The sequence below is a fragment of the Ramlibacter ginsenosidimutans genome, assembly GCF_016654015.1.
GTDB classification, from domain to species: Bacteria; Pseudomonadota; Gammaproteobacteria; order Burkholderiales; family Burkholderiaceae_C; genus Ramlibacter; species Ramlibacter ginsenosidimutans.
In genome coordinates this window covers 26,074-37,946 of record NZ_JAEPWM010000011.1, presented here as the reverse complement: position 1 = coordinate 37,946, position 11,873 = coordinate 26,074, and the positions used below count along the sequence as shown (strand labels likewise).

Here is an 11,873-nt window from a genome sequence, read left to right as displayed (position 1 = left end):
TCAGGTGTTCTTGGAGACCGTGATGGTGGGGAACTTCGCGGAGAAGTCCTTCGCCCGCGCGGCGATCCGGATCGCCACCTGGCGCGCCACGCTCCGGTAGATCTTCGCCGGCTCGCTGTCCGGGTCCGCCACCACGGTGGGCTTGCCGCTGTCGGCCTGCTCGCGGATATGGATGTCCAGCGGCAGCGCACCGAGGTAGGGGATGCCCTTCTCCTCGGCGTAGCGCTGCCCGCCGCCCGCGCCGAAGATGTGCTCGGCGTGGCCGCAATTGCTGCAGACATGCACCGCCATGTTCTCGACCACGCCGAGGATGGGAACGCCCACCTTCTCGAACATCGTCACGGCCTTGCGGGCGTCGATCAGCGCGATGTCCTGCGGCGTGGTGACGATCACCGCGCCCGTCATCGGCACGCGCTGGGACAGCGTGAGCTGGATGTCGCCGGTGCCGGGCGGCATGTCGACGATCAGGTAATCCAGCGCGTCCCAGTTGGTCTGGCGCAGCAGCTGTTCCAGCGCCTGCGTCGCCATCGGACCGCGCCAGATCATCGCCTCGTCCTGGTTCACCAGGAAGCCGATCGACATGACCTGCACGCCGTGGTTCTCCAGCGGCTCCATGGTCTGGCCGTCCTCGCTCTCGGGACGCTTGTCGATGCCCAGCATCATGGGCTGGCTGGGACCGTAGATGTCCGCGTCCAGCACGCCCACGCGCGCGCCTTCGGCAGCGAGCGCGAGCGCCAGGTTGGCGGCCGTCGTGCTCTTGCCGACGCCGCCCTTGCCCGACGCCACCGCGATGATGTTCTTCACGTTGGGCATCAGCTGCACGCCGCGCTGCACCGCGTGGGCGGTCACGTTGGTCGTGATGTTCACCGACACGTTGGACACGCCCGGCACCGACTTGGCGGCGGCGATCAGTGCGCGGCGCAGCTCGGGCCACTGGCTTTTCGCGGGATAGCCCAGCTCCACGTCGAAGGAGACGTCGCCGCCTTCGACGTGCACGTTGCGGACCGCCTTGGTGCTGACGAAATCCTTGCCCGTGTTCGGGTCGGCGACGCCTGCGAGGGCGGCGAGCACTTGTTCCTGGGTGGCCATCTGGCTGTCTCTCTCGAATGCTTCGAATACTTCTCTTGCCGCCCAGTGTACCCACCGCCGATAAAATACCCGGTTCCCCCTGGAAATCCCCCCAATGCCCCAGCGCAAGCTCTTCGTCACCACGGCCCTGCCCTACGCCAACGGCAAGTTCCACATCGGCCACATCATGGAATACATCCAGGCCGACATCTGGGTGCGCCACCAGCGCATGGCCGGCAACATGGTGCAGTTCGTCGGCGCCGACGACGCGCACGGCGCGCCCATCATGATCGCGGCCGAGAAGGCCGGCAAGACGCCGCAGGCTTTCGTGGGCGAGATCGCCGCCGGCCGCAAGCCGTACCTCGACGGCTTCCACATCCGCTTTGACAACTGGCATTCCACGGACAGCCCGGAGAACACCGAGCTCGCGCAAGGCATCTACCAGCGCCTCAAGGCCAACGGCCTCATCACGACGCGCACCATCGAGCAGTTCTACGACCCGGTGAAGGGCATGTTCCTGCCGGACCGCTACATCAAGGGCGAGTGCCCGGTGTGCCACGCCAAGGACCAGTACGGCGACTCCTGCGAGGTGTGCAGCAGCGTCTACACGCCCACGCAGCTGATCGAGCCCTACTCCACGCTCACCGGTGCGCGGCCGGAGCTGCGCAGCTCGGACCATTTCTTCTTCCAGCTCTCCAAGCCCGAGGTGGTCGACTTCCTCAAGGCGTGGACGCAGGACGGCAAGCTGCAGCCCGAGATGGCGAAGAAGGCCGGCGAATGGTTCGAGGCTGGCATGGCCGACTGGGACATCAGCCGCGACGCGCCCTACTTCGGCATCGAGATCCCGGACGCGCCCGGCAAGTACTTCTATGTGTGGCTGGACGCGCCGGTCGGCTACCTCGCCAGCCTGAAGAACCACTTCGACAAGGGCCAGGCGAAGAACCACTGGGACCCGCGGTCGCGCACGGATGCGACCTTCGACCAGTTCATCGCCGATCCGTCGGTGGAGCAGGTCCACTTCATCGGCAAGGACATCGTGTACTTCCACACCCTGTTCTGGCCGGCGATGCTGAAGTTCAGCGGCCGCAAGACGCCCAACCAGGTGAACGTGCACGGCTTCATCACCGTCAGCGGCGAGAAGATGTCCAAGAGCCGCGGCACCGGCATCGACCCGCTGAAGTACCTGTCGCTCGGCATGAACCCCGAGTGGCTGCGCTATTACATCGCCGCGAAGCTCAATGGACGGGTGGAGGACGTCGACTTCAACCCCGACGACTTCGTCGCGCGCGTCAACTCGGACCTGATCGGCAAGTACGTGAACATCGCCAGCCGCGCGGTGAAGTTCATCCCGGGTGGCAAGCTCCTGGGCTCCGGCGGCTTCGCCGCGCTGAATGCGCCGGCCCTGGTGCAGAAGGTGCGCGAACTGTACGAGGAGCGCGAATACGGCAAGGCGCTGCGCGAGATCATGGCCGCCGCCGACGAGGTGAACGCCATCTTCGACGCGGCGGCGCCGTGGAAGCTGGTGAAGGAAGGCAAGAGCAACGAGGCGGCACAGGTGTGCAGCCACTGCATCGAGTCGTTCAAGGTGCTGACGGCGTGCCTCAAGCCCGTGCTGCCGGAACTGGCAGCCCAGGCCGAGGCCTTCCTCAACTGCGAACCGCTGGATTGGAGCAATGCCGCGAAGCCGCTGGGCGCCGGCCACCAGGTCAACGCGTACAAGCACCTGATGCAGCGCGTGGAGATGAAGCAGGTGGATGCGCTGTTCGATCTGCCGGCCGAGGCTGGCGCCGGGGCGCCCCCACCCCAGCCCTCCCCCAAGGGGGGAGGGAGTGGAACCCAGCCCTCACCGGAGGCCGCAGGGGGTGAGACGCCGGGCGGCGAGGCTGTTGCGCCCGTGATCGGCATTGACGACTTCACGAAGATCGACCTGCGCATCGCGAAGATCGTCGACTGCAAGGCAGTGGAGGGGTCGACCAAGCTGCTGCAGCTCACGCTGGACGTGGGCGAGGGCCGCACGCGCAACGTGTTCTCCGGCATCGCTTCGGCTTACAAGCCCGAGGAGCTCGTGGGAAAGCTCACCGTCATGGTGGCGAACCTGGCGCCGCGCAAGATGAAGTTCGGCGTGAGCGAGGGCATGGTGCTGGCCGCGAGCCACGCCGACGAGAAGTCGAAGGGCGGGATCTACGTCCTTAACCCGTGGCCCGGCGCCGAGCCGGGGATGCGGGTTCGCTGAGCGCCGACTGCGCGAGCAGCCAGTCCGAGAAGCGCTCGGCCGCCGGATGCGCGCCCAGAGCCCGCCGGCGGCACAGGTAGTAGCCGCGGCCGGTCGAAGCCGTGGCCGCCACCGGCTCCACCAGCCGGCCCGAGGCCAGGTCCGCTTCCACCATGCACTTCTGCACCACCGCCACGCCCATGCCGGCGCGCGCAGCGTCGATCAGGTTGATCACCAGGTCGAAGCCGGTACCGCGCCAGCGAGCCGGCAGCGCGCCGCCGGCAGCCGCGGCCCACAGTTCCCAGTTCTCGGCGTAGCTGGAGTGGTACAGCAGCGGACGCGCGAGCACGTCGCTGGCCGACCCCGCCCCGCGTGCCAGCGCCGGCGTGGACACCGCGACGATCTCGCGCCCCACCAGGTATTGCGCCGCCACCTGCCGCGGCCACTGCTGCCGCGGCTTGCGCTTCAGAGCGATCCACAGGTCCACGTCGTCACGCAGGAAGTCCTCGTCGCGCTGGTACTGGCGGAATTCGATCTCCACCTCAGGATGCCGCGCGCGGAAGTCCTCCAGCCGCGGCATCAACCACAGGTTGCCGAGGCTCGTCACCACGGAAAGCCGCAGGCGCTGGCGGTCCGAACGCCGCCGCACGTGCAGCGCCGCCTCCTCGAGCGCGGCGACCGGCTTCTCGATGCGGGCGCGCAGCTCCTCGCCCGCCGGCGTGAGCCGCACGCCGGCCCCCGAGCGCGCCAGTACGTCCACCCCGAGTTCCTCCTCGAGCCGGGCGACGGCGCGGCTCACGGCCGCCTGGGTGACGTGAAGCTGGTCGGCCGCCTTGCGGAAACTGCCGCTGCGCGCGACGGCCAGGAACGCATGCAGCTCCACCAGCGAGGGGCTGCGGATTGCCATCCCGCGATTACAGCATGTCATCACCGGCGACCGAAAAGTCGCTGGACCCGCCGCCCCGCCTGCCCCTACAAACAGCCCCATGAACCAACGTCGTCAATTCCTGCAAGCGGTCGCCTGTGCGGCCGCCTTCGCCGTGGCCGGCACCGCCGCCGCCGGGGCCGCCTACCCCACCCAATCCATCAAGCTGGTCGTGCCCTTCGCCCCGGGCGGCTCCACCGACCTGGCAGCCCGCATGCTGGCCGAGTACGGCGGTCGCGAGCTGGGCCAGGCCATCGTCGTGGAGAACCGCGCCGGGGCGGGCGGATCGGTCGGCATGGAGTTCGTGGCGCGCGCGAAGCCGGACGGCTACACCCTGGGCATGGCCACCGTCAGCACGCACGGCGCCAACCCCGCCGTGTACGGCAGCAAGCTGAAATACGACCCGGTGAAGGACTTCACCCCGGTGACCAACGTGGCCACCACGCCCAGCGTGTTCGCGGTCAACCCGGACAAGGTGCCGGCGAAGACGATGAAGGAGTTCCTCGCGCTGGCGAAAGCCCACCCCAACAAGTACAGCTTCGGCACGCCTGGTGCCGGCTCGCTCGGCCACGCCAACATCGAGCACTTCATGGCGCTCGCGCACATCCAGCTGCTGCACGTCCCGTACAAGGGCGCGGGCCCGGCGATGAACGACGCGCTGGCCGGCCAGGTGGACGCGATCACCGACAACCTGCCCTCGGCGCTGCCTCACATCCAGGCCGGCAAGCTGCGCGCGCTGGCGGTGCTGTCGGAGAAGCGCTCGCCGGCGCTGCCGGACGTGCCCACCTACGCCGAACTGGGCTTCCCTGAAATGGGCGGCGGTGGGTGGTTCGGCGTGGTCGCGCCCGCGGGCACGCCGCCGGAGATCGTCGCCAGGCTCAACGCAGCCTTCCACAAGGCCATGCAGAACCCGGAATTCGTCCGCAGGATGGCCGACAGCGGGGCGACGCTCATCCCGACGACGCCGGCCGAATTCGGCAAGCAGATCCGCGAGGCCATGGACCGCTACCACCGCGTCGCGCAAATGGCCAACATCCGCGCGGACTGATGGCGCAGGCTCCCTTCACCCTGCGGGAGCCCGCGGCCGACCCGGTGCCGCTGGTGTGCGACTCGCCGCACAGCGGCACCTGGTATCCCGAGGACTTCCGCGCCGCCGTGCCGCACGCGCTGCTGCGCCGCGGCGAGGACACGCACGTCGAGGCGCTGTGGGAAGCCGTGCCCGCCGTCGGCGGCACGCTGCTGCACGCGCACTTCCCGCGCACCTACATCGACCCGAACCGCAACCTCGACGACCTCGACCCCGAACTGCTGGACGCGCCCTGGCCCGAGCCGCTGGCCCCCGGCGAGAAGACGCGCCTGGGCTTCGGGCTCGTCTGGAGCAAGCTCCGCGCGGACGTACCGATGTACGACCGCAAGTTGTCCGTGGCGGAGGTGCGCCACCGCATCGACGCGTACTACCGGCCCTACCACGCGGCGCTGTCGCAGGCCATCGAAGGCACCGCGCAGCGCTTCGGCCGCGTGTACCACCTGAACCTGCACTCGATGCCCAACGACGCCTACGAGCGGCTGCAGATCCGCAGCCCGCATCCGCTGGCGGACTTCGTGCTGGGCGACCGCGATGGCACGACCTGCGAGCCCGGGCTGGTGGACTTGGTCGAACGCGAGCTGCGCGCGCGTGGCTACACCGTGGCCCGCAACGATCCGTACAAGGGCGTGCAGCTGATCGCGCGCATCGGCCAGCCGGCGCGCAACCGCCACAGCCTGCAGATCGAGATCCGCCGGCCGCTGTACATGGACGAGGCAACGCGCGAGCGCAACGCCGGGTTCCCGCGGGTGCAGCGCGACCTGGCGGACCTGCTGCAAGTCCTCGCGGCGTACGTCAGGGACCGCGTGGCGTAGGAGCCTGGCCGCTTCACATTTGCGGCCTAGAATCGGCCGGGCCTTCGCATTACCGGACCGACCATGCGCCAGTTCTCCGCCTTCACCCGCCTCTGCTGCGCCCTCCTCGCGTGCGCGCTGTGCGGCTGCACGGTCGTCACGGTCGCCGGCACGGCCGCCTCGCTGGCCGTCACGGGGGCGGGCCTCGCGGTCGATGCCGCGGTCGGCGCCGCGAAGGTCACGGGTGCCGTGGCGGGCGCTGCGGTCGGCGCCGTGTTGCCGTCCGGCGACTCGCAGAAGTAGCGTCCGGGCCCATCCGGGGCCCGCTTGATCCATCGCAACTGGAGCGCGGCTGGCGGCCGGGGATCGCCACCCCGTCGCCGTAGACTGCCGCCATGGCTTCCGCGCTCGCCGTCCTGCCGCTTTCGCGCCGGCGGCGCTTCATCACCCGGCTGCACCACTGCGGCCCTCCGGCAGCGAACTGGACTCCCCGTTCCGTTCGACTTCCGGAGTAGACATTGCGCATTTCCTTTTCTTTCCGTCCGCGCCTGCTGGATGCGATGCAGGGCTACGACCGTGCCCGCTTCGCGCGCGACGTGGGCGCCGGCCTCACGGTCGGTGTCGTCGCCCTGCCCCTGGCGATGGCCTTCGCCATCGCGTCCGGCCTGACGCCGCAGGCGGGTTTGTGGACCGCGATCCTCGCCGGCCTGGCCATCTCGCTGCTGGGCGGCTCCAGCGTGCAGATCGGCGGGCCGGCCGGCGCGTTCATCGTCATCGTGTACGGCATCATCGAGCGCTACGGCGTCGCGAACCTGCTGATCGCCACCGCCTGCGCCGGCGTGGTGCTCTTCACGATGGGCCTGTTGCGCCTCGGCCGGCTGGTGCGCTACGTGCCGGTCAGCATCGTGATCGGCTTCACCAACGGCATCGCGGTGCTGATCGCCGCCTCGCAGATCAAGGACTGGCTGGGCCTGTCCATTGCGAAGATGCCGGCCGACTTCTTCACGCAGCTCGCGACCATGGCGGCGCACCTCGCCAGCTTCAACCCGTATGCGTTCGGGCTGGGCCTGGCCTGCCTGGGCGGGCTGTTCCTGTGGCCGCGCCTGTGGCACGCCCGCCTGCAGGCCCGTCTGCCCGTGTCGGTGCCGGGCCTGAAGGAAGCGAGCGAGGTCGGCGCGCGCGTGCCCGGCCCGGTGGTGGCGCTGGTGACGCTGACGCTGCTGTCCTGGTACTTCTCCTTCCCGGTCGAGACCATCGGCAGCCGCTTCGGAGCCATCCCGCAGGCGCTCCCGTCCTTCGTGCTGCCGGCGTTCAGCTGGGCGACGGTGAAGCTGCTGGTCACGCCCACGGTGACGATCGCCTTGCTGGGCGCCATCGAGTCGCTGCTGTGCGCGCGCGTGGCCGACCAGCTTTCCAGCCTGCCGCGGCACGATCCGGACCAGGAGCTCATGGCGCAAGGCGTCGCCAACTTCATCGTGCCCTTCTTCGGCGGCATGCCGGCCACGGGCACCATCGCCCGCACCGTGACCAACATCCGCTCCGGCGGCACCTCGCCCGTCGCGGGCGTGGTGCATGCGCTGACCATTGCGGCCGTCGTGCTGATCGCCGGCCCGCTGGCCGGGCTGGTGCCGCTGTCGGTGCTCGCCGGCATCCTGCTGTTCGTGGCCTGGAACATGGGCGACTGGCGCGAGTTCGGACACCTGGGCAAGTACAGCGCGGACTACCGCGTGAAGCTGCTGGGCACCTTTGCGCTGACGGTGATCTTCGACCTCACGGTGGCGGTGCAGGTGGGCCTCGCCGCCGCGTGCATCCTGTTCGTCCGGAAGATGAGTTCGCTGTTCCGCGTGGAGCAGGTGCGCAAGGACGGTGCGCTGATCGAGTTCCGCCTCTACGGCTCCCTCTTCTTCGGCGCGGCGGACAAGATCGACCACGTGGTGCTGGCCGTGGAAAACGGCCCGCCCGAACCGGTCGTGGTGCTGGACGCGCTGCACCTGGTGCACCTGGACACCTCGGGCCTGGACGCGCTGCGGCAGCTGCACAAGGTGGTCCTGCTGCGCGGCGGGACGCTGCACCTGGAGAACCTGCAGCCGCAGCCGTGCGAGGTGGTGCAACGCGCGGGTTTCGCGGCGGAACTGGCGCAGAACCTCGCCTCCGAGGAAGTGGCGGCCTGAGCCCGCGGGGGCGGTTTCGGGGCCTGTCAGGCCAAAGCCCTAAAATCGCCTGATGTCCTTCCTGCAACGCATCTTCCGCCGTCCCGACTACCGCTCCGACGTCACGCAGTTCATCGACCAGCTGAAGGCGCAGAAGCCGGATATGGAAGCGAAGCAGCGGGCCGGCCGCGCGATCTGGTGGGACAAGCACCTGGACCGCGAGGCGATCGCCGAGTGGAAGGACGCGCGCGTGCCGCAGAAGCCCTACGTGTACGGCGACGACCCGCGCCAGCGCCGCTGAAGCCGGGCGCCTGCGCTTGCCCATGGACAGCAGCGACACCGTCCTGCCGGAGCTGCCGGAGCCCCCGGCCGCCGAGGAGACCGGCCTGCCCCAGGTGGTGGACCAGGTCGCGCTCGCGCGCCTCTACGGCGAGCCGCTGTTCGCCATGCCGCAGGACCTCTACATCCCCCCGGATGCCCTGGAGGTCTTCCTCGAGGCTTTCGAAGGCCCCCTGGACCTGCTGCTGTACCTGATCCGCAAGCAGAACTTCAACATCCTCGACATCCCGATGGCGGCGGTCACCCGCCAGTACCTGACGTACGTCGACGAGATCCGCGAACGCAACCTCGAACTCGCCGCCGAATACCTGCTGATGGCGGCGATGCTGATCGAGATCAAGTCGCGCATGCTGCTGCCGCCCAAGAAGACCGCCGAGGGCGAGGAAGCCGAGGACCCGCGGGCCGAACTGGTGCGCCGCCTGCTCGAATACGAGCAGATGAAGGCCGCGGCCTTCCGCATCAACGAGATGCCGCAGGTGGGCCGCGACGTGCTGCGCGCGCAGGTCTACATCGAGCAGTCGCTGCAACCGCGCTTCCCCGATGTCGACATGAACGACCTGCAGGAGGCCTGGCGCGACATCCTGCGCCGGGCCAAGCTGGTGCAGCACCACAAGATCACGCGCGAGGAACTGTCCGTGCGCGAGCACATGAGCATGCTGCTGAAGAAGCTGCAGGGGCAGCGCTTCGTGGAGTTCGAGCGCCTGTTCGACCCCGCCAAGGGCGTGCCGGTGCTGATCGTCACCTTCATCGCCATGCTGGAACTGGCCAAGGAAACGCTGATCGAGGTGACGCAGGCGGAAGCCTACGCGCCCATCTACGTGCGCCTGGCCTACCAGGCCGCCTGAACCCCGCCCTTCACCGGTGCCGCCCTTGAGCCAAGCCCAGACCCACGACTTCGACGTCCTCATCGTCGGCAGCGGCCTTGCCGGCCTGTCCGCCGCCTTGCACCTGGCGCCCACGCATCGCGTCGCGATCCTGACCAAGCGCTCCGCGAGCGACGGCTCCAGTGGCTGGGCGCAGGGCGGCATCGCTGCGGTGACCGATCCGAGCGACAGCTTCGAATCGCACGTCAACGACACCTTCATCGCCGGCGCCGGGCTGTCCGATCCGGCGGCGACGCGCTTCGTCGTGGAGCACGCGCCGGAAAGCGTGGAGTGGCTGCGGCAACTGGGCGTGCCGTTCTCGCAGGAAGACGGCCACCTGCACCTCACCCGCGAGGGCGGCCACAGCGCGCGCCGCATCGTGCACGTGACCGACGCCACCGGCGCGGCCGTGCAGCGCACCCTGATCGAGCGGGTGCGGCGCACGCCCAACATCACCCTGCTGGAACACCACGTGCTGGTGGACCTGATCACGGCCGGCAAGCTGGGACGCGAGCCGAACCGCTGCCTGGGCCTGTATGCGCTGGACGAGGCCACCGACGAGGTCCTCACCTTCCGCGCGCCCCACACCATCCTGGCCACCGGCGGCGCCGGCAAGGTGTACCTGTACACGACCAATCCGGACACCGCGACCGGCGACGGCATCGCGGTGGCCTGGCGTGCAGGCTGCCGCGTCACGAACATGGAGTTCATCCAGTTCCACCCGACCTGCCTGTACCACCCGCACGTGAAGAACTTCCTGATCTCGGAAGCGGTGCGTGGCGAAGGCGGCCGGCTGCTGCTGCCCGACGGCACGCGCTTCATGCCCGCGCACGACCCGCGCGCGGAGCTTGCGCCGCGTGACGTGGTCGCGCGCGCGATCGACTTCGAGATGAAGAAGCACGGCCTGGACTGTGTGCACCTGGACATCTCGCACCAGCCCGCCGCGTTCATCAAGGAACATTTCCCCAACATCTACGCCCGCTGCCTGGAGCTGGGCATCGACATCACGCGCGAGCCGATTCCCGTGGTGCCGGCCGCGCACTACACCTGCGGCGGCATCCACACCGACCTGTCCGGCCGCACCGACCTGCCCGGCCTGCACGCCATCGGCGAGACCGCCTACACGGGCCTGCACGGCGCCAACCGGCTGGCCAGCAACTCGCTGGTGGAGTGCATGGTGTTCGCGCGCTCCGCCGCGACCGACATCCTCGCCCACCCGCAGCCCGGGCCCGCCCCCGTGCCCGCATGGGACGACAGCCGCGTGACCGACGCCGACGAACTGGTGGTGGTCTCGCACAACTGGGACGAGCTGCGCCGCTTCATGTGGGACTACGTGGGCATCGTGCGCACGAACAAGCGGCTCGATCGCGCCGGGCACCGCATCAAGCTGCTGCAGGAGGAGATCCAGGAGTTCTACGGGGCCTTCCACGTCACGCGCGACCTGCTGGAACTGCGCAACCTGGTCACGGTGGCGGACCTGATCGTGCGCTCGGCGCAGGCGCGGCACGAAAGCCGCGGCATTCACTACAGCCTCGACTACCCGCACATGCTGGACGTCGCGTTGCCGACCATCCTGCGGCCCTGAGAAGCAGCGCCAGCAGCGCCGGTTTTTCCCAACACCCGACTGGCTGCCGTCAGGCCGCGTTGCTATAACAGTCACGTGGCGGCACGCAGTTCGTGCCGCGGAGGACTGTGTGATGCGTCGCCTCCTGTCCCTGGCCATGCTGCTGGCCGCCATCGCCGGCACGCCGGTCGCGCGTGCGATGGAGTTCCACCGCGTCGATGACGTGCTCGTGATGTCCGGGCCCGTCGACGACGGCGACCTGGTCCGCTTGCGCGACGCACTGGCCAGGGGCCCGAGGCCGGCGCTGGTGCTCCTCGACGACAGCCCGGGCGGCGACCTCTGGGTCGGTTACCAGCTGGCCAACGTCATTCGCCAGCAAGGCCTGCCGACCGCCGTCTCCGGCAAGTGCGAGTCCGCCTGCGGCCTGGTGTTCCTGGGCGGCAGCCCGCGTGCCTTCAGCGACGGCCGCGACATCGCGCGGACGATGGTCGGCCTGCACGGCGCGCACGCGATCGGCAGCTTCCGGCCGCTGCCGGAGCTCGGCCCGCGCATGGCGTGGGTGATCAAGACCTCCACCGACCGCAAGTACCCCGCGGACCTGCTGGAGCGCACGGTCTATCCGCGCCACGCCGAGGACATGGTGTACGCGTTCTTCCCGGGCCGCTATCCGGCCAGTGCGAAGGCGCGCGGCGTGGTGGAGTGCAAGAAGCAGCCGGACGCGAAGTTCCAGTGCGACATGCTGGACGGCCTCGACGCGCTGGGCATCGGCATCGTCACGACCGCGGAGCTGCTGCGGCTGCCCGAGGACGTCAAGGACCTGCTGGAAGAACTCGAACCCGCCCCCGCCGCCTCGCAATGAGGACGGCCGCGGGGC

Annotated in this window: 11 protein-coding genes; 9 read left to right on the top strand and 2 right to left on the bottom strand. The window is 69.3% G+C overall.

The window, feature by feature from the left end; genetic code table 11:
* Positions 1-1,209, bottom strand: coding sequence for an iron-sulfur cluster carrier protein ApbC (gene apbC / locus JJB11_RS21205; protein WP_340643171.1), 1,209 nt, complete (start codon positions 1,207-1,209; stop codon positions 1-3).
* On the opposite strand from apbC, the gene metG reads away from it, so the two are divergent.
* Positions 1,184-3,301, top strand: coding sequence for a methionine--tRNA ligase (gene metG / locus JJB11_RS21200; protein WP_201176271.1), 2,118 nt, complete (start codon positions 1,184-1,186; stop codon positions 3,299-3,301). The genes apbC and metG overlap by 26 nt on opposite strands.
* Here the strand turns inward: metG and JJB11_RS21195 are convergent.
* Positions 3,258-4,187: a LysR substrate-binding domain-containing protein gene (locus tag JJB11_RS21195; protein WP_201176270.1), complete on the bottom strand. Its 930-nt coding sequence runs from the start codon at positions 4,185-4,187 to the stop codon at positions 3,258-3,260. The genes metG and JJB11_RS21195 overlap by 44 nt on opposite strands.
* Positions 4,188-4,266: 79 nt before the next feature.
* Between JJB11_RS21195 and JJB11_RS21190 the strand changes: the two genes are divergently transcribed.
* The 8 genes from JJB11_RS21190 to JJB11_RS21155 all read left to right on the top strand — a co-directional run bounded on the left by JJB11_RS21190 (position 4,267) and on the right by JJB11_RS21155 (position 11,858).
* On the top strand, positions 4,267-5,253 hold the full coding sequence (locus JJB11_RS21190; RefSeq protein ID WP_201176269.1) for a tripartite tricarboxylate transporter substrate binding protein BugE: 987 nt from the start codon (positions 4,267-4,269) through the stop codon (positions 5,251-5,253).
* Complete coding sequence (locus JJB11_RS21185) at positions 5,253-6,104, top strand: N-formylglutamate amidohydrolase (protein WP_201176268.1); 852 nt, start codon at positions 5,253-5,255, stop codon at positions 6,102-6,104. Before JJB11_RS21190 ends, JJB11_RS21185 begins: the two co-directional genes overlap by 1 nt.
* Positions 6,105-6,167: 63 nt before the next feature.
* The gene (locus tag JJB11_RS21180; RefSeq protein WP_201176267.1) at positions 6,168-6,386 is read left to right on the top strand and encodes a hypothetical protein; all 219 of its coding nucleotides are present in this window, start codon (positions 6,168-6,170) and stop codon (positions 6,384-6,386) included.
* Between the two features lie 215 nt (positions 6,387-6,601).
* Complete coding sequence (locus JJB11_RS21175) at positions 6,602-8,254, top strand: SulP family inorganic anion transporter (RefSeq protein ID WP_201965008.1); 1,653 nt, start codon at positions 6,602-6,604, stop codon at positions 8,252-8,254.
* Positions 8,255-8,306: 52 nt separating this feature from the next.
* Positions 8,307-8,534: a DUF3460 family protein gene (locus tag JJB11_RS21170; protein WP_201176265.1), complete on the top strand. Its 228-nt coding sequence runs from the start codon at positions 8,307-8,309 to the stop codon at positions 8,532-8,534.
* Positions 8,535-8,556: 22 nt separating this feature from the next.
* The gene (locus JJB11_RS21165; protein ID WP_201176263.1) at positions 8,557-9,417 is read left to right on the top strand and encodes a segregation and condensation protein A; all 861 of its coding nucleotides are present in this window, start codon (positions 8,557-8,559) and stop codon (positions 9,415-9,417) included.
* 25 nt (positions 9,418-9,442) lie between these two features.
* Positions 9,443-11,020: an L-aspartate oxidase gene (gene nadB / locus JJB11_RS21160; RefSeq protein ID WP_201176261.1), complete on the top strand. Its 1,578-nt coding sequence runs from the start codon at positions 9,443-9,445 to the stop codon at positions 11,018-11,020.
* Positions 11,021-11,132: 112 nt separating this feature from the next.
* Positions 11,133-11,858 (top strand): hypothetical protein, encoded by a 726-nt coding sequence (locus JJB11_RS21155; RefSeq protein ID WP_201176259.1) that lies wholly within the window; start codon positions 11,133-11,135, stop codon positions 11,856-11,858.
* Positions 11,859-11,873 lie beyond the last annotated feature (15 nt).